The sequence below is a fragment of the Dactylosporangium sp. NPDC051087 genome (assembly GCF_055586325.1).
The window spans coordinates 336,414-354,786 of sequence record NZ_JBVJIJ010000011.1 but is presented as its reverse complement, the minus strand read 5'-3'; the positions used below and the strand labels follow the sequence as shown (position 1 = coordinate 354,786).

The following is an 18,373-nucleotide window of genomic DNA, read 5'->3' as shown; positions in this document are numbered from 1 at the left end:
CGCTCCTCCGTCTCAGCCTGCCGCTCAACAAGCTCAGGAACCATCGCCTCAGCACGCGCCACCACCTCATCCCCGGTCAAACCCGGCTCGGGCGGGGCGGAGGCGTGACGTTCGGCGGTGTCTGTGTTCGCGGTCATTGATGATCCATCCCTGCGTAGGTGGTGACCAGGTCACGGGCGAGTCTCACTGTCACCCGGCCGGGCCGGGCCTGCCCACTTCGACCTTGCCTACCCCGGCCGTCGCGCCGGCTCGTCCCGGCGACCGGGGCCGGCCAGGCAGCGTCGCCGCGCGGCAACGCCGGCGCGGGCGGCCGACCGGCACGACCGACGGCTGCGGTTCCCGCGGCGGCCGGTCGCGCACGGCGTACATCGAGGTCTCGGTGGGCCCGTACGTCAGGCGGCCGCATGATGCCGGTCCGATGACGGTGCAGCACGTACGCGGGCGGGTCCGGGTGCGGCCCGGACCTGCCGGCCGTCAGCTTCTGCGCGCATGGGTGCGCCCGTCCCGGCCCACGCCGGGACGGGGCACCGGCGACTCAGCGTGGGTACGGCCTGCGGGCGGACACGATGACGTACCCGACCTGGTCGCTGCGCGCCGCGAAGAATCCCATCATGCTCCGCGAGAAGCTGGCGACGGCGTCCTCGCCGAACTTCGCGACCACCTCGGCTCGCCGCGCCATCGCGGCATCCAGGAACTTCGCCTTCCGGCCGTAGACCCGGGGACCGCACTGGGTGTACTCCTCGACCTCGAAGCCGGCCGCCCGCACCCGCTCGGTCCATTCGGCCAGCGACGGCAGCGCGGTCAGCTTCAGGCTGGCCATGAACGCGGCCAGGCGCCGCGGGTCGCCGTCCGCCTCGCGGCTGAAGTCGGACAGTGAGAGCCGGCCGCCCGGGCGCAGCACCCGGAACAGCTCGCGCAGCACCTGGTCGAGGTCCGGTGCGTTCTGCAGCGAATCCAGCGCCAGCACCGCGTCGAACGTGCCGTCCGGGTAACCCAGCCGCGTGTAGTCGCCGTACTCGAAGCGGGCGAGGCCGCCGACGCCGCTCGCCGCGGCCCGCTCGTTCGCCTGGTCGACCTCGAACGCGCTGACCGTGACGCCGGTGACCCGGACGCCGAACTGCTGGGCCAGCGCCACCGCCGTCTTGCCGGTGCCACAGCCCGCGTCCAGCAGGTGTTCGCCGGCCCGCAGGCCGAGCGTGTCGGTCACCTTGCGGCTGATCCGCTCGACCGCCTCGGGAAGCGTCGCGCGGTCCTCCCGGTCGTACCAGTAGTACATGTGGACCTGGCCGTCGCGGAACTCGGCCTCGATCGGCGACCGCTCGTCGTAGTGCCGGCCCATGTCGGCGACGTTCATCGCGTGACCTCCCTCAGCGAGCGGGCGAACCGGCGGATGTCGCCGACCAGCAGGTCGGGCTGTTCCAGGGCCGGGAAGTGCCCGCCGCGGTCGAACTCGGTCCACTGGCTGAGCGTCGGGAGGATCAACTCGGCGAACCGGCGGACCGGCCGCACGGCGTCCCGCGGGAACGACGCGACGGCGACCGGCATGGTCAGCGGCCACGGTCCGGCCCAGGTGCGGACGAAGTCGGCGTCCACGTGGGACGACTCGTAGTAGAACTGGGCGCTGGAGCCGGCCGTGGCGGTCAGCCAGTAGATGGTGACGGCGGTGAGGATGTGGTCGCGGCTCACCGCGTCCTCCGGCACCTTCGCCGAGTCGGTCCATTCCTTGTACTTCTCGGCGATCCAGGCCAGCTGCCCCACCGGCGAGTCGGTCAGCGAGTAGGCCAGGGTCTGCGGCCGCGTCGACTGGATCTTCTGCCATCCCATGCCGTCCTGGATGAACCGCAGGCCGAAGTCGAGCCGGGCCAGGTCGGCGTCGTCCAGGCCGTCCATCGCCGCCGGGTCGGGCGGCGGGAGCGCCACGCACATGTTGATGTGCACGCCGGCGACGTGTTCGGGGTCGGCCAGGCCGAGCCGCAGCGAGATCGGCGAGCCCCAGTCCCCGCCCTGCACGGCGTAACGCTCGTAGCCGAGGCGGTGCATCAGCTCTTTCCAGGCGCCGGCCACCCGGCCGGTGTCCCAGCCGGTCTCCCCGGTCGGGCCCGAGAAGCCGTAGCCGGGGATCGACGGGATGACAAGGTGGAACGCGTCGGCCGGGTCGCCGCCGTGCGCGACCGGATCGACCAGCGGGCCGATGACGTCCAGGAACTCGGCCACCGTCCCCGGCCAGCCGTGGGTCAGCAGGAGCGGCATGGCCCCGGCCTCGACCGACCGGACGTGCATGAAGTGCACGGTCGTGCCGTCGATCTCGGTGAGATGGTGCGGGTACGCGTTCAGCCGGGCCTCGACCGCCCGCCAGTCGAACTGGGTCCGCCAGTAGCCGGCCAGCTCCTTCACGTAGTCCAGCGGCACACCGCGGTCCCAGCCGACGCCGGGGATCTCGTCCGGCCAGCGGGTGTGGTCGAGACGACGGGCCAGATCGTCGAGGTCGGACTGCGGGAACTTGATGCGGAACGGACGCATCCGGCAACCTCCGGAATCAGTCGTGAGCCGCTATGAGCGGCGCGGGGGAGGGGCCGCCGGATCGCCGCGACGTGCGCGGGATCCGGCGGGGCGGAGCAGGGTCGCCGGCTCGTCGATGAGCTGGACCGGCGACGGCACCGCGGACTTCGTGAGCTGGTCGGCCAGGGCGCGGAACCGGATGGCGGCGACGGCCATGTCCTGATCTCGTCCTCACTGCGCGGACCGTGAACCCCGGGCCGAGCCAGCGGCCAAAGCCAGCATCGGAGAACGCGACGGGCCGGGCACCTTCCGCTGTGCTGGGGAAACGCGGCGGGACGGCATGAGGCCACGAAGAAAAGTCCGCCCCCACGAGACGCTCGCGGAGGCGGACTTCTTTGTGTGTGTGTGTCACCGGGCGAACCGACCGGGGCGGCGCCCATGCGGTGTGGTCGTCGAGGTAGTGGCTGTTCTCCGTCCGCGGGCGCGGGCGACAGCTCCCGACGTGTTCGGTAACCCGCCGCGCCACATCTCCGCGATCGCGGCCGGTCTCGCGGCAACGTGAGAGGTGCGCCGCCGGCCGGACCCGGACGATCCTGGGTTCCTGACCGAACCTCCGGAGAGCGGGACGTGACGCGGCAGGAACCCGAGCACCATCGGACGTGCGCTCAGCGGCGCCGAGAAGGTGCATCCGCTCGGCCCGCGGCGCCCCGGATACAGGTCCGCCGGCGCCGGCACGTGATCGCGTGCCGGCGCCGGCGGATTTTCTCGTCTTACCTTACCGGCTCGTATCGCATCGCCGTCGCGCCCGAGTTCCAGTCCGTCTTGCCCGTGAACTTCACATCGCGCGGCTTCGGCATACCGTTGAACAGGTAAGGACCGCGCCCCGCCAGGCGGGGGTGGACCACCAATTCGTATTCGTCGATCAGGTTGAGCTCGGCGAGGGCTCGCGGGAGCTTCACGCCGCCCACGAACAAGCCGTCGCCGGGGCTCTCCTTGAGCTTCTCGACGGCCTGACCCAGATCGCCATGCAAAATCTCAGCGTTCCAGTCCACCTTCTCGAGTGAACTCGAGACGACGTACTTCTTCGCCTTGTCGATCGTCTGGGCGAAGAATTTCGTCTCTTCCGGGAGTGATCCTGGATTGGCCGCCATGGGGCGCCAAGCCGACTCCATCATCTCGTAGGTGACCCGGCCGAAAATAAGAGCATCCGCCTGGGCGAGACTTTCCGCTCCGCGGCGATGCATCTCCAGGTCGCCGTCCATAGCGGCATGGTCGCAGCATCCGTCCAGAGTGACGTGGATCGAATAACGAAGTGGGCGCATCGCACGAGCATAGCAACCGATGGTGGATTGCAAGCGTTTGGACGCGCCTCGACAGTAGATCAAGAAGCGGTAGCGTTTCGTGATTCTGTTGGGTTTACTTCGCGTCGTTGTCGACGAGTTGTTTGATGTTGGTCCGGACAAGTTGGACCTTCGCAAGGACTTCGTCGGCGGTCGCTGTCCACTGGAACGCGCTGGGGTCGGCGTTGCGGGCCGCGATGTAGTCGCGGATGGATCGGATCAGGACCTGGACAGAGGAGAAGGTCCCGCGCCGGATCGCCTGTCTGGTGACGATCCCGAACCATGCCTCGATCTGGTTCACCCAGCTGGAGCCCTCGGGGGTGAAGTGGAGGTGCACGTGCGGGTTCGCTTCCAGCCATGCCTGGACGTCGGGGGTGGTGCGGGCGGACAGGTTGTCCAGCACCACATGCACCTCGCGCCCGCAGTGCGGAGCCACGGTTTTCCTCAGGAAGGCCAGGAACGCCGGCCCGCTGCGGGAGGGCCGGCATTCGCGGGTGCGTTTCCCGCTGTGGTCGAACTCGATCGGCAGCGGCGGCCAGGTCCGGTCGGACGCTTGGATCTGGGTCTCCTCGTCGCAGCTGAGCACGACGGCGCCGCCGGGCGGATCCAGGTAGAGACCGACGATGTCGTACACCTTCGCGGCGAAGGCCGGATCCTTACTGAGTTTGAACGTGCCGGACCGATGCGGTTTGAGGCCGTGCTCGCGCCACAGCTTGGCCACCCAGTGATGCGACACCGGCACCTGCTCGGTGCGAGTGACATAGGCGGCCATCTGGCGGCTGGACCAATGCGACAGCCCCGTCTCGGAAGGTGGGGTCGCCCCCGTGAGCGCCAGGACCCGGGCCTTGACCCGGGCCGGGACCTGCTCCCTCGGCCCACCCGGCCGCTGAGCGAGCAGCCCGGCGGCGCCGTCCGCCGCGTACCGGCCCAGCCACAGATCCACCGTCGGCCGCGACACCCCCGCCAAGAAGGCGATGTCCTTCTTCGGGCGGCCCTCGGCGTGCCACAACACGATCCGCGCCCGCTTTCCGACCGCCGCCGACACCTCACCGCTCTTGATCAGCGCTCGAAGCTCGGCCTGCTCGTCCGCCGTCAACTCCACCGGCCCAGCCACACCCACATCACGTACGGACAACAGAATCAAGAAACCGTGCCACACCGAGCACGCCGATGTCGCCGTTCGGGGTGTTCTACCTCTGTCAGGGTGTCACCGTCTTCCACCTGTGCGCCCTGCTCGGCCGTGAAGACGGCTTCGCCACCCCGGCGGCCCGGCCGCTGTCAGACGGGCCGCACGGCGAGCGCGTGGTGGAACACGTCCAAGGGATCGTAGGCGGCCTTGACCCGCCGCAGGCGGGGGTAGTTGCCCTTGTAGTACAGGGTGGACCAGGGGACGCCTGACCGGTTGAAGGCCGGGTCGGCGAGGTCGTTGTCCGGGTAGTTGATGTAGGCGCCGTCCAGCGGGTCGGGCACGCCGCCGGTGCCGGCGTACACGTTGCGGTAGAAGTCGCGGAGCCAGGCGTCGTGCGCCGCGTCCAACGCCGGGTCGATCCACGCCGCCAGGTACGACACGATGATGACGGCGTCGCGGGTGGCCGTCGCCGTGGCCGCCGACGGCACGGTGTTGATCTTTCCGCCGTAGCTGCCCAGGCCGACCGAGCCGACCAGCAGGCCCTCGTCACCCGGCTGGGTGAGCTGCCGGTAGATCGTCGAGACCTGGGTCTCGGTGAACCGGGACCGCAGGTAGCCGGACTTCATCCGGAACCGGAAGATCCCGGAGTCGTCCGCGCTGCCCAGCACGGCGGTCATCCAGGGCTTCCAGTCCTTGCGGACGTCCTGCGGCGGACCCACGCCGTCGCTGATCGCGGCGATGAAGTCGTCCAGCAGCCGCTCGGCGTCCGGACCGAAGACCTGGCCGAACAATGCGTGCGCACCGTTCTGCCGGCGCTGCAGGTCCAGCGCGCTGTAGATCCGGCTGTTGGCCAGTCCCGGCGCGGCATTCTCCTCGCACCACTGGCCGTAGTTGCGTGCCAGCCGGGCGAACTTCTGCTCGTCCATCCCGTCCCACGACCAACCGCAGGAGAAGTCGAGGATGGTGGCCGGCGCCGGCGGCAGCAGGGTGCCGGGATCGGTGCCGGTGACGCCGGGTGTCCGCAGCCAGTACCGGGTGACGATGCCGAAGTTCCCGCCGCCGCCGCCGGTGTGTGCCCACCACAGGTCGTGGTTGGGATCGGCCGGGTTCCGGGTGGCGACCACGGTCTTGACCCGGCCGTGCCGGTCGACCACCACCACTTCCACGGCGTCGAGGTGATCGACGACGAGGCCGTACTCGCGGGACAGCACGCCGTATCCACCGCCGGTGATGTGCCCGCCGACGCCGACCATCGGGCACCAGCCGCCCGGCACGGTGACGCCCCAGCCGTAGAACAGCCGGCGGTACACCTCGGCCAGGGTCGCGCCGGCCTCGACGGCGAAGGCGTTGCGGGCCGGGTCGAAGTAGACCTGCGTCATCCCGGCCAGGTCGATGATGACCTTGACGGCCGGGTTGTCGACGAAGTCGGAGAAGCAGTGCCCGCCGCTGCGGACCACCACCCGCTTACCGGCCCGGACCGCGTCGGACACCGCCTGGACGACCTGCTGGGTGGAGCCGACCACGCGTACGTAGTCCGGGCTGGCCACATATCGCTGGTTGCGCCCGCGGACCAGTTCCGGGTAGCGGACGTCGGTCGGGGTCACGGTCACCGGCCCCAAAGGGGGCGGGCAGCCGCCGGCGGCACCGCCGGCCGGAGGGCTGCCGACAGCGGCTGCCGGCGCGACGACGGTCTGCGCGGCGGCCAGCCCGACGGCCGCTGCGGCGGTGCGCAGCACCTGACGTCGAGTGTGTTCGGACATGGCGCGTCTCCCCAGGTGCTCAAGACCAACGGCGTGCCCGCGCCTTGCCGACAAGGGCAGCTACGGCTTTCGGATCAGACGATTTGAACACCGTGACGAGACACCGGTCCGGCGGTGATGAGCATTGCCGTTTCAGGTGTCTGCAGCCGGTGGCGAGCGCGGGGCTGAAGTGTTGGTCCGGGCTGTCAACGGTTCCGGACGGTTGATGTCAAGAATGCGGTACGGCGGCCTGGGCCGACCTCGCCGATCGCTTTGCCGGCGCCGGTCATCGACCCGGCGTCGCCTGGCTGCCCGACATCACCGCCCACCGGCTCATGGAGCTGGTGGGCAGGGGATTTCCGGCGATGGCGGCCGCCGTGGGGCGTGGACCGTCCGCTGCCGTCCGATCGATGGCATGACGCACGTCCCGTATGGGGGATTCAGTCCAGATCCATTGTCCTCTAATACATAGAGCGGAGTGTATCACTGACATTTATCGATGTGAGTGTAGCAACGCCTTTGCGACCCCGTCGAGCCCTTCCTGTCGGCCCCAATTCCAGCCGAGCGCGAGCTCGTCGCGCACGTGCGGCTGATGCCATACGTGCGTGACGCGTTTCGGTGGCGCTGTCCACCCCCGGCCGACGACCGCCCGCCCGGATCACGCCGCCGTGTCGGCGGCCTTCGGCTCGGCCGCGGGCGGTGCGGCCGGCCTGGTCCGCTCACCCCACCGGGCCACGGCCGGCATGAGCATGCTCGTCAAGGCGAAGAACACCCCGAGTGCGATCAGGCCGGTCCGGCCGTTGTCGAGGACGGGTCCGAGGAGCAGCACCGGAGCGGCCGCCACGCCTATCCCGCCGAGGATGCTGCTGAAGCCGTCGTACTGACCCTGCGCGTGGGCCGGAGGCAGGCCCATGCTCAGGGCGAACCCGGCGGCCAGATGCCAGATCTCGCCGACGGTGTGCACGCTGACGGCCACCACGATCATCATCAGCGCGGCCCAGGCGGGCAGCCCGGCCGCGAAGCCCAGCACGGCGCAGCTGCACAGGAAGGCCAACCCGGCCCGCCGCCAGGCGAGCCCACCCTGCCGGAGCGTCTGCACCTTGCCGCCCAGGCGGACCTGGAACGCGACGACCAGGATGGTGTTGATCACCAGGGACGCCGAGACGGACCAGTCCGGGGCGTTCGTGTGATCGACCACCCAGATCGGAAGCAGCAGCAGGAGGACACTGAACTGCAGGCTGAAGGCGGTGCCCAGCACCGCGTGCGCGACGTACGGCTTGTCGCGCAACACGCCCCAGCGCAGTGCGGTGTGCGGAACCGGCAGCGGGTCGTACCGCGGCATGCCGCGGCGCAGCACCATCCAGGCACCCAGGAAGGTCAGCGCGTCGATGACGATCGCCACGTGGTAGGCGGCCGGTGTGCCGACCTGGATCGCGATGCCGCTGCCGGCGAAGCCGAGCGAGAAGCCCACATTCGTGATCGCGTGGGTCAACGAGCGGAAGTCGGCCGCGCTGTCGTCGGCCACGCGTCGCAGCAGCGCCCCTTCGGCCGTGACGACCGCCCTCGCGGCCACCATCTCCACGGTGACGACGGCGACGAAGGCGGCGAAATTGCCGATGAAGAGCAGGCCGACCGTCGCGGCGCACTGCACCAGGAGCATCGCCTTGGTGACCTCGAGCGGACCGCGCCGGTCGGCCATGTCGCCGAGCGGGAGGCCCACCAGCAGGGTGACCGTCGATGCGATCGTCAGGCCGATGCCGACCTCGGTGGCGGACAGGTCCACGATTCGGATGAGGTACAGCGGCAGGCTGACCATCAGCAGCCCGGTTCCGAACGTGTTGACGAGCAACGCCAACGCGTACACGCGCCTGGGGCCGGACTCTGGGATCAGGGAGCTGACTGCTCGAACCGGGTTCAATCGCGGCACGGCTACGCCTCCGGTTTCTGTGTCGGTCACTCTTGGGACGATCTCGGCGTGCCCCCGGTCCGGACGCGTCCGCGGGATCGCCTGGACGTCAGGCGGACCGGCGAACACGTGTTGACCCGAGTCCGACGAGATCGGTCGGACCCGGGTTCACCGGTGCGAGACTTCACCTGCCCCGTTCAACTCGCCGCGCGGAGGCCCGCTCGTGGACGTCGGCGCTGAGACGGGCCACGCTTCGCTGCCGAGCTAGATGTAGAGCGTGTTGGAGTCCAGGCCGCAGACGATCCGGCCGTACAGCTCGAGGTTGGTGTTCGGGTGCAGGATCGCGTGCAGGTTCAGCACCTGCACGTCCCGCCGGATGCGCTGGATCGCGACGTCGCGGTAGATGGAGGAGCCGCCGCTGGCACCGGCCAGGACGTCCACCGCCTCCTCGGCCCGCTGGCAGGCGGCGCCCAGGTCGAGCCGGATGCGCGCCCGCTCCTCGAGCGTCCAGAACTCGCCCGCCCGGCTCTTGGCGTCGAGCAGGTTCGCCGCGCGGTGGGCGTGGAACCCCACCTCATCGATCTTGACGATCGCGTTGGCGACCTCGAGATGGGTGATCGGCGCCTCGCTCTGGTTCTCGTAGCTGGTGTAGGTGATCTTGCGGCCGGGCAGCCGCTCGAGGAAGGCGTCCTTCGCCGCCAGGGCCAGGCCGAGGGCCGGCGCACTGACGGTCGCGCAGGCGGTGGGCATGAACGGCGCGTTGAAGATCTGTGCATTCGCGTTCAGCTTGGACTTGTGCTGGCCCTGCAGCACCGGTCCCATCGGCAGCACCCGCTCCGCCGGGACGAAGAGGTCCTTGGCGATCGTGGTGATGCTGCCGGAGCCGCGCAGACCCGACGTGTGCCAGTCGTCGACGACCAGCAGGTCCGCGATCGGAACGGCGACCATGACCGGCGCGAAGCCGCCGTCCTCGGTCGGCGTGACCGCCGCGTTCGTGTTCCACGCGCTCTGCTGCGCCCCGGTGTTGAACGACCACTTGCCGTTGACGATGTAGCCACCGTCGGTCGGCACGGCCATCGCGCCGGGGCTGAGAATCCCGCTGATGCGCACATCCGGGGAGGCGAACATCTCGTCCTGGACCTCGTCGGGGAACAGCCCCGTCATCCACGCGCTGATCGACCAGACCGCGACGGTCCACGCGGTCGAGCCGTCGCCCCGCCCGAGCTCGCCCAGCACGCTCACGACCGTGCCCATGTCGGACTCGTAGCCGCCGTAGCGGGCCGGAACTCGCATCTTCAGAAGTCCGGCGTCGGTGATCGCGTCGATGACGTCGTCGTGGAGCCGCCGGTTCTCGTCCATCCAGAGCGCCTTCTCCCGCAGCAGCGGGACGAGCTCAGAGGCGCGACGAACGAGCTCCGCCCTGGGCGGTGCTTGGGTAATCTCCATCGTCTTTCTCCTTAGCGGGCGTCCATCGCCATGCGTCAGCGCGCATGGTCACGGCGGTCGGGGTTGCTTTACGCCTGGTGAGTGGTACGGGCAGACCTCGGCGGCAATTTTTCACGCACCGAAAATATTTCAAGCCGGGCAATCTTCCGCACCTCCGCGATTGCTGCCCGGGGCAGGCGCAGCCGGTGGCAGGATATCGCAAAATTGATCCATCTCGGTGATTGAATAATGGTCGAGTCCGCATTGGGGGAGATGTTCGATTCGCGGGCGTGCGGAGCAAGCCCTCCGGCCGGTGCCGCAGGAAGGGCGCGAGCTGTCCGGCCGGCGGCAGTGGCTCGTGGTGGGCCCGGGTTCAGGCCGGCTCGTCGCCGGCGCCGGCGCCGGCGAAGCCGTGGCCGGGACTTCGCCGTCCGCGCTCGTACCGCCCGGCAGCCGGTGCCCGTCTCCAGCCGGCCGCCGGGCACGACGTCGATGTCACAGCAGGCCCGGTGAAGCGTCGGGCGACGAGCTGAAGGCGCGCGCTATCCTGCCGAACTCCTCGGCCATCGACGCGATGGTGTCGTCGCGGAAGAGATTCCGCTTGTAGGCGATGGCGCCGATACCGTCGCCGGACGGGTCGATGTTGACGTCCCAGAGCGCGCCGTCCGGAATCGCCGACGCCAGTTCCTGCGATCGCACCAGCCGGGTGATGCGCACGAATCTCAGATCGCCCGGTGCGTCGGCCACCAAATCCGTCGGGACGCTCTCGAACACCATCGCGGTCGCGTTGTCGGTCATGACCGTTTCCATCAGCTGCGGCGCCTCGCCGAAGATCTGCAGCGTCGGGATGTCGTGCGAGAAGGCCTCGAGACAGGTTCGCCGGACCCGCTGGAGCACGTCCAGGTACGACGTGCACCCGGTGAGGTCCGTCCGCAGCGGCACGAAGTTGTAGAGCGTACCGACGGTCTCGTCGAACTGCCCGCCGCCGCCCCGGCCGGAGGTGAAGGTCGCCATCACCACGTCCGTGACGCCGGTCAGCCGATGCACGAACAGCTTGTAGACAGCGGCGATGACCATGAACCGGGTGGCGCGGTTCGACCGGGCGATACGGTCGAGGGCGGCCATGACATCACCCGGGATCACAAAGCGGTGCCGGGCCGTCGACTCGGCGAGGCCGGCCGAGCGCGGCATGTCGGTGGGGATCGCGGTGAACCGGGCGCCGTCGAGCCGGCGGCGCCAGAACTCGCGGGCCTCGGCGGACGCGGCGGCCTCGCTCTCCCAGATGCCGTACTCGCGGTACTGCGGAGCCACCGGCAGGTCCGCACCGCCGTGCCCCGTGCGGGCGGCGTAGTAGTGGGCCAGGTCGCGAACGGTCAGCGCCATCGACTGCCCGTCCACGCTGAGGTGATGGGCCATCAGCACCAGCACGGCGTCCTGGCTGTCGAAACGGGCCAGCACGGCCCGCAGGAACGGCGCCTCCCGCGTGCCCATCGTCCCCGTCTCGACCTCGTGGATCAGCGTCTCCGCCCGTTCCGCGCGCGATGCCGCCGCGACGGCCGGGAGGTCGAGGACGTCCAGCTGGACCGGACCCGGCGGCAGGATCTCCTGGTGCAGATCGCCGTCCGTCCCGGTGATGCGCGTCCGGAGCGCCTCGTGCCGCCGCACGACGTCGAGCAGCGCCTCGCGCAGCGCGTCGACGTCGATCGGGCGTTCCCCGGTGACGCGCCACCCGACGACCACATGGTTGCGGCAACCGAACGGACCGTCGTCGCCGCCCCTGTCGAAGAGGCTGTTGAACTTCTGATTCATGGACAGCGGAGCCACTCCGGTCGTCGCGACCAGACCCTTGGCGTCGCTTGTGCTCATGCCTGTCTCCTGCCGGTGACGATGGGTGCGATGTGGGAGCCTGGCGCCACGCTCAGCCCTGGAGGTACCCGTCCAGGTCGGCGACGGTCGGGTAGTCGAACAGCTCGTCGATCGACAGCTCCGACCCGAGTGTCTTGTTGATGAGGTTGACCAGCCGGATGCCGTTGAGCGACTGGCCGCCGAGGTCGAAGAAGCTGTCGTCCAACCCCACCTGGGCCACGCCGAGAGCCTCGGCGAACAGCGAGCACAGGGTCTCCTGCTGAGGCGTTTCGGGAGCCCGGTAGGCCGAAGGGTTGGCGAACACCGGCTCGGGCAGCTCCGCGTCCGGCGGCTGAGCGCCCTGCGCGGCGACCTGTGCCTGGGTGGAGCTGGGACTCATGTTCTTCTCCATTCGCGAGCCTGGAACGGCAGATCCGTCGCAGCTCCCAACGTGATCGGTGGCCTGTCCGGACGCATCTCCGCAATTGCGCGCCTCGATCAGTGGCTGGTCGGTGCCAGGCCGCGGTGGCACCACGAGGCGGGGCAGGGGACACGGCCGGGTGCGCCGGGACGTTCCTGTCCGGCCTCCCGCGAAGCCGCGACAACGGGCGAGGTCTCCGGAATCTGGTGTGCCGCCCAGGACGCGCCGGGCACCGGACCGGACGGCCGGCTAGATCCGTTCAGACAGCCAGGCATGGACCTCGGGCACACGATCGCGTGCCAGCTGCGCGTGCCCGGTGTCGAACCACCGCGCCTCGGCGCCCGGAATGCGCTTGGCCAGCCATTCGCCGTGGCTCTGCGGTACGAGGATGTCCTGCCGGCCGTTCATCAGCAGCACCGGCACGGCGATGTCGGCGCAGTCGAACGCCCACGGCCGCAGCTGCATGCTCCTGTCGTCCCACCATCCCCGGATGCCCGGCGCCAGCCCGGCACCCGCGCAGAACATCGCGAATCCGTGGAACCCGGCGCTGACCGGCTCGCGTGCCGACGCGACCAGGTAGTCCTCCCGGTCCTCGTTCATCTGTCTGCGGGCGGCGGCTTCGTCGGTGAGGTATAGGCGGGTCTCATCGATCTGATCCCGATGCTGGCCGGCGAACCAGTCAAGGCCTTCGGCGTCGAACGGCGCCGCCCCGGCCAGCGAGGCGGCCGCGGTCACCAGGTCCGGGAGCAGGGCGGCACACGCGAGCGCGTGCGCTCCACCGCCCGAGAAGCCCCACGTGGCCAGGCGATCGATGCCGAGCTCCGCGCAGATCGCACGGACGTCGGCGGCGGTGTCGGCGACGGCGCGGCCCGGCCGGGCCGAGGATCCGCCGTAGCCCGGCCGGTCGTAGCTGATCAGCCGCAGCCCGAGGCCGGCGGCATCCTGCACCCACGGGCCGAAGAAGGCCGCCTGCCGAGAGCTCGGTATCCCGTGGTGGACCAGGACCGGCCGGCCGGCCGGATCACCCCGGTCTTCGACGGCCAGCAGCCCGCCGCCCGGGGTCCGCACAGTGCACCGCACTTTGCCTCCTCGCACGTAGCAGTCACTGGCATCATCACCTCGCCGGGCGGACCGGCCACCTTCACGATTGCGAGACGGGTGAGCAAGCCCGGAGTCGCGGTCGGCCTCGGAGTTCTGTGACGGTGGGGTGGCTCGCGGCACCACGCCAACACGCCTCAAGGCGTGCGGATCACTCGAAGGGCCGTGATGTCACTCGATCACAGTCTCATCGGCCTGCCCGGCAAACCGTACGAGCGATCCTGGACCTCGAAGGACGCGCTGCTGTACGCCATAGGTGTCGGCGCGGGCCTCGGCGACCCGCTGCGCGAGCTCGAGTTCACCACGGAGAACAGCGAAGGCGTCGAGCAGAAGGTGCTGCCGACCTACGGCGTGCTGCTGGCCCGGGCCCCGGCGGCGCGCCGCCTCGGTGACTTCGATCGGGCCATGCTGGTGCAGGCCGAGCAGCACATAGAGCTGCATCGGCCGCTGCCGGTCTCCGGCTCGGTGCTCGTCACGTCGACCGTCACCGGGATGTACGACAAGGGCTCGGGCGCGCTGGTGGAGTTCGAAAGCGTCGGGGTCGACCTCGCCGGCGGCGACCCCCTCGTCACCGCACGGCACAGCTTCTTCATCCGGGGCGAGGGAGGGTTCGGCGGCGGCGGCGCCTCCGCGTCGTGGCAGCCGCCCGGCCGGGACCCCGACCGCCGGGTCGTGCAGCGGACGAGGCCGGAGCAGGCGCTGCTCTACCGGCTCTCCGGTGACCGGAACCCGCTGCACGCCGATCCGGCGGTCGCCGCACGAGGCGGTTTCAGCCGGCCGATCCTGCATGGTCCGTGCACCTACGGCTTCACCGGGCGGGCGCTGCTGCACGAGCTGTGCGACTCCGATCCGGCGAGGTTCATCGCGATGTCGGGCCGGTTCACCGCTCCCGTGACGCCGGGTGAATCGCTGATCGTCTCGATCTGGCGCGATGACGACGGCACCGCCTCGTTCCGGACCGCCAAGGAGGACGGGACCGTGGTGATCGACCGCGGCCGGCTGAGGTATCGCGGCCCCTCGGTGCCGTGAACCCGTGGACGCGATCCGCGCATCGATTCGTCCTCCGCGATGACGCATTGACGGCGGTACATGTCGCAAATCATGGCGACGGCGTGATTTTTTCACCGTCAGGGCGTGACGGGGTCTCTGGAAGCTCGGGTTCCGCTCAAGGCAAGCTCAAGCAACGGCAAATCCCCCGGTGCCCGCCCCTTGGAGCTGCGAGATGAACGAGGAATCCGGAAAAGTCGTCTTCCAGATGCTGGGCCCGCTGTCCGTGCATCTGAATCACCGTCCGGTGATGCCGAGCGCGCCGAAGCAGCGCCAGATCCTCGTGCTGCTCGCCCTCCACGCCGGCCGGGTGGTCACCACCCAGACGTTCATCGAGGAACTCTGGGGGGACAGGCCGCCGCGCAGCTTCGCCACCACCCTGCAGACCTACATATCCCAGTTGAGAGCCAAGCTGGCGAAGGCCGCGGGGGACACCAGCTGGGCACGGCGGCTGCTCAACACCAGGCACTCCGGTTACCAGATGGACGCGCGACTGTGCCGGACCGACGTGGCGGAGTTCGGCCACCTCGTGCGGGAGGGCCGCCGGACGGCGGAAACGGGAGATCCGGCCGCCACCGCCCGGCTGCTGGGCGACGCGCTGGCGCTCTGGCGGGGACCGGTCCTGGTGGATGTACCGGTCGGCCGGATCCTCGCGGCGGACGTGGCCGCGCTCGAGGAGACCAGGCTCGGCGTGCTGGAACGCCGGATCGAGGCCGACCTCGCCCTCCGCCGTCACGCGGACCTGCTGGGGGAGCTGGCGATGCTGGTGATGAGAAACCCGATGAACGAGAACTTCAGCGCGCTGCAGATGACCGCCCTGTACCGGTCCGGTCGTTCCGGGCGGGCACTGGAGGAGTTCCGCCGGATCCGCACCGTGCTCCGGGACGAACTGGGGGTCGAGCCGGGCCCGCGGCTGCAGCAGCTCCACCGGACGATCCTGGCCGGGGAACCGGACGCCGAACCGGCCTGGCTCGGGTCGTAGAGATCGGGTCGTGGAACGGTTTACGCCCGGCCGCCGGTACCGGTGACCATGGAGGAGGTGACGGGGGCGACCGTGTATGTCTTCAACGCCGCCTCAAGGTCCGCCGGTACCCGGGCCGGCGCCGCGACGCCGTTCACGCCGCGCAGGCACGCCACCCGCTGACGGCCCCGGGCGATCAGCTTCTCCACGCCCTCGCGCACCCGTACGTAGTCGAAGGCGAAGCCCATCCAGGTCGGCGTCACCTCCTCCACCCGCATCCTGATGGACACCTCGTCGAACGCGGAAAGCTCGACCAGGTATTCGCACTCGGACTCGACCGTGGACAACTCCAGGCCCCGGAGCTCGTCGAGCCCGCTCGGAGGAGCGTGCTCGAGCAGGAACATCTCGCGGCACCGGCCCTGCCAGCGCTCGTAATTGGCGTGGTAGACGTTGCCGACGAGGTCGGTCTCGTCGAAACCCACGACGTGCCGGTATTCGTAGTACTGCTTTCGCACTGGCCGCCTCCGTCACGTCCGCGTCCACATGTGACCAAGATGCGACTGATTTCGTCCGATTTCATCTCGGGCCTTGCTCACGTTCATCTCGGGCCTTGCTCACGCCCACGAGGTCTCCGGTACCTGGTGCGTCTTGGCCGACACGCAGGTACCGGAGACCTCGCTCCTTGTCGATCGATGTCACGCCGGCGGACGGCCGGCCGCCGGCGGACACGGACCGAACACGGCTCAGGTCGTCCCTGAGCCGGAGGTGGCCGCTGCGGCGGCTGACCGCCGCAGCGCCCGGTCGCAGGCGGCGAGGTGGCGGCCCAGGGCCTCCTCGAAGCTGGTCGTCACGGCATCGAACATCAGCTGCCGGCGGATGGCCAGCTCGGTGCCCGACAGTGCGCTCGTCCTCGCGGCCGCGGCGGCCAGCGCATGAGCCGGATCCTCGGCCAGCTCGTCGATGAGGCCCAGGTCGACGGCTTCGGACGCATCGATCGCAGTGCCGAAGAGGATCGCCCGGCGCATACGCGTCCCGCCGGCCTGCTGCGCGAGCCGGAAGATCGCCATGCCCGGCCAGGTCGCCTCCCCGTCCGTCGGCAGGGACATGCGGACGTCCGGCGTTGCGATGCGATAGTCCGTGGCCAGCAGGGCATCCAGAGCCACGCCCCCGCAGTCACCGGAGGCGATCGCGACGGTCGTGACGCCGAGACGCTCGAGGCGGCGCAGCGAACGCTCCCATTTGGTCACCAACGCCACGTCCAAGTGGTGCACCCAGCCTGCGTCAGGCGTACCGGACACATACACGGGAAGCATGGTCGTGCCCTCGACCGACTCGACCGCCGCGCAGATCGTCTCCATCGCGGAGACGCACGCCATCGTCAGTGGTTTCGAGCCATCGATGCGAAGCTCGATGTCACCTCGCGCACTGTCCACGGCACCGGCGGCATGATGGTCGTTCCGGCCGGTGCGGACTGTTTCCGCCGTCACCACTGGATCAGCGCCGTCTCGATCGTGGAACCTGGACCCATGGTCATGAGTACTCCGTAATCGCCCGGGGCGGTGACTTGCTCCTGCTGGAGACGTTCAAACGAAAAGAGGAACGAGCCGCTCGACAGGTTGCCGTAGTCACGCAGGACCCCGGTGGTGTGCCGGACGTCGTATCGGCTCAATCCCAGATTTACCATCACGGCATCGATGACTTTCTTGCCGCCGGAGTGCACCAGCCAGTGTGCGATGTCACTGCGGAGCAGGCCGGTCTTGGCCAGCAACCGGTCCACCACGAGCTCCGCGTGAGCACCGATGACATAAGGCACCTGCGGGTCGAGGAAGAAGCTGAACCGGTTCTGTGTGCTGTCCCAGTCGTAACGCATGGCCTCCAGTGCCTCTGGAATGAGGCAGCTGGCGAACTTGAGAATGCGGGGCCGCTCAGGTTTGCCCAGGGCGCCGGCCCCTGGGCCGGCGACGACCGCGAGCGCCGCGGCGCCGTCGCCGAACAAGCTGTTCACCACGGCGGTCCGCATCGTCGAGTCCAGTGCGTACGCGGCCGAGCAGGCCTCCGTGCACACCATCACGGCAAGCTCGCCGGGGTTGGCCAACGCCCAGCTCGACACCGCGTTCATCGCGTTGAGCCCCGCGTTGCAGCCCATCCCGACGACGTCCGTGCGAGCGCAGTGACGGTCGATCCCCAGCTCCCGAATGAGCAGGGCGCTGATCCCCGGCGTGAGGAATCCGGTTGACGTGACGCAGCACAGATAGCGGATGTCGGATATCGACGCACCGGCGTTGTCCAGGCATGCTTGGAGCGCGCGCACGCCCATGTCCACGGCCAGCGCCTTGTGCTTGTCGAGCAGATCTCCCTGCGCCTCCGGTGACCGGGTGCCGTCATCCGCCAGCGGCGGCAGGGTCAGGAAACGGCGCTGGATCGCGCTGTTGAGGAAGATCGAGCGTATTCGTGGATCGGAGATGTCGAGGGCGTCCAGCACGTCTTCCTGCGAGAAGGACGTGGACGACACGGCCGAGCCCACGCCGGCTATCGAGGAGGCATACGGGCTGGACGGGAACCACGGAGAGTCTGCCGCCAGCGTCCGACCACTTGTCATCCGATTCTTGGCAACGTCGACGGTCATTGGCAAGTGCATGATTCCTCTCCATCTCTGCCGGTGCCTGGGTAGCTGGACAGCCGTGCACCGGTGACCGCATCCGTGCCACCCGTCGCCTTTCGGTCAAGGTCGCACCTGCGCTCGTAAGCTGACGATGGGCCCGAGAAGCGGCGTCCACATCTTGGAAGTTGCCCGAGCGTCGCGTCGCAGCCATCGTCGATGCGTCCGCCACGGCGGGCATCTTCCGCTGTGCCGTGCCGTCGCCTCGATGACACACGTTTGTGCGCCCCGCGGTTCAGGCAAGCGCGAATATGCCGCGCTGTGCACCGCCGTTCAGCATCGAATCCGGCGATTCCGCTGGAGG

The 18,373-nt window shown here is 69.4% G+C and carries 16 protein-coding genes; 2 read left to right on the top strand and 14 right to left on the bottom strand.

Annotated features, from left to right (window positions below; translation table 11 throughout):
• Positions 1-535: 535 nt before the first annotated feature.
• The 11 genes from ACZ6TV_RS23075 to ACZ6TV_RS23025 all read right to left on the bottom strand — a co-directional run bounded on the left by ACZ6TV_RS23075 (position 536) and on the right by ACZ6TV_RS23025 (position 13,528).
• Entirely contained in the window at positions 536-1,354 is an 819-nt protein-coding gene (locus ACZ6TV_RS23075; protein WP_465299274.1) for an SAM-dependent methyltransferase, read from the bottom strand.
• Entirely contained in the window at positions 1,351-2,520 is a 1,170-nt protein-coding gene (locus tag ACZ6TV_RS23070; RefSeq protein ID WP_465299273.1) for an epoxide hydrolase family protein, read from the bottom strand. The genes ACZ6TV_RS23075 and ACZ6TV_RS23070 overlap by 4 nt, the downstream gene beginning before the upstream one ends.
• A gap of 30 nt (positions 2,521-2,550) precedes the next feature.
• Entirely contained in the window at positions 2,551-2,715 is a 165-nt protein-coding gene (locus tag ACZ6TV_RS23065) for a hypothetical protein (protein WP_465299272.1), read from the bottom strand.
• Between the two features lie 554 nt (positions 2,716-3,269).
• On the bottom strand, positions 3,270-3,821 hold the full coding sequence (locus tag ACZ6TV_RS23060; RefSeq protein WP_465299271.1) for a dihydrofolate reductase family protein: 552 nt from the start codon (positions 3,819-3,821) through the stop codon (positions 3,270-3,272).
• 94 nt (positions 3,822-3,915) lie between these two features.
• A complete protein-coding gene (locus ACZ6TV_RS23055) occupies positions 3,916-4,941 on the bottom strand; it encodes an IS630 family transposase (RefSeq protein WP_465299286.1) in 1,026 nt (341 codons plus the stop codon).
• Positions 4,942-5,117: 176 nt separating this feature from the next.
• Positions 5,118-6,728 (bottom strand): FAD-binding oxidoreductase, encoded by a 1,611-nt coding sequence (locus ACZ6TV_RS23050; RefSeq protein ID WP_465299270.1) that lies wholly within the window; start codon positions 6,726-6,728, stop codon positions 5,118-5,120.
• 637 nt (positions 6,729-7,365) lie between these two features.
• Positions 7,366-8,562, bottom strand: coding sequence for an MFS transporter (locus ACZ6TV_RS23045; protein WP_465299269.1), 1,197 nt, complete (start codon positions 8,560-8,562; stop codon positions 7,366-7,368).
• Positions 8,563-8,877: 315 nt separating this feature from the next.
• On the bottom strand, positions 8,878-10,059 hold the full coding sequence (locus tag ACZ6TV_RS23040; protein ID WP_465299268.1) for an acyl-CoA dehydrogenase family protein: 1,182 nt from the start codon (positions 10,057-10,059) through the stop codon (positions 8,878-8,880).
• Between the two features lie 474 nt (positions 10,060-10,533).
• Positions 10,534-11,904, bottom strand: coding sequence for a condensation domain-containing protein (locus ACZ6TV_RS23035; protein ID WP_465299267.1), 1,371 nt, complete (start codon positions 11,902-11,904; stop codon positions 10,534-10,536).
• Positions 11,905-11,956: 52 nt separating this feature from the next.
• Entirely contained in the window at positions 11,957-12,283 is a 327-nt protein-coding gene (locus tag ACZ6TV_RS23030) for a phosphopantetheine-binding protein (protein WP_465299266.1), read from the bottom strand.
• Between the two features lie 270 nt (positions 12,284-12,553).
• Positions 12,554-13,528, bottom strand: coding sequence for an alpha/beta fold hydrolase (locus ACZ6TV_RS23025; protein ID WP_465299265.1), 975 nt, complete (start codon positions 13,526-13,528; stop codon positions 12,554-12,556).
• A 42-nt stretch (positions 13,529-13,570) separates the two neighbouring features.
• Here ACZ6TV_RS23025 and ACZ6TV_RS23020 point away from each other — a divergent pair, with 42 nt between their 5' ends.
• Positions 13,571-14,431: a MaoC family dehydratase gene (locus tag ACZ6TV_RS23020; protein WP_465299264.1), complete on the top strand. Its 861-nt coding sequence runs from the start codon at positions 13,571-13,573 to the stop codon at positions 14,429-14,431.
• A gap of 193 nt (positions 14,432-14,624) precedes the next feature.
• On the top strand, positions 14,625-15,431 hold the full coding sequence (locus tag ACZ6TV_RS23015) for an AfsR/SARP family transcriptional regulator (protein WP_465299263.1): 807 nt from the start codon (positions 14,625-14,627) through the stop codon (positions 15,429-15,431).
• 20 nt (positions 15,432-15,451) lie between these two features.
• Here the strand turns inward: ACZ6TV_RS23015 and ACZ6TV_RS23010 are convergent, their stop codons facing one another.
• The 3 genes from ACZ6TV_RS23010 to dpgA all read right to left on the bottom strand — a co-directional run bounded on the left by ACZ6TV_RS23010 (position 15,452) and on the right by dpgA (position 18,036).
• Positions 15,452-15,925 (bottom strand): acyl-CoA thioesterase, encoded by a 474-nt coding sequence (locus tag ACZ6TV_RS23010; RefSeq protein WP_465299262.1) that lies wholly within the window; start codon positions 15,923-15,925, stop codon positions 15,452-15,454.
• A gap of 228 nt (positions 15,926-16,153) precedes the next feature.
• Complete coding sequence (gene dpgB / locus ACZ6TV_RS23005) at positions 16,154-16,900, bottom strand: enoyl-CoA-hydratase DpgB (RefSeq protein ID WP_465299261.1); 747 nt, start codon at positions 16,898-16,900, stop codon at positions 16,154-16,156.
• Positions 16,894-18,036: a 3,5-dihydroxyphenylacetyl-CoA synthase DpgA gene (gene dpgA / locus ACZ6TV_RS23000; RefSeq protein WP_465299260.1), complete on the bottom strand. Its 1,143-nt coding sequence runs from the start codon at positions 18,034-18,036 to the stop codon at positions 16,894-16,896. The genes dpgB and dpgA overlap by 7 nt, the downstream gene beginning before the upstream one ends.
• Between the last annotated feature and the right edge of the window lie 337 nt (positions 18,037-18,373).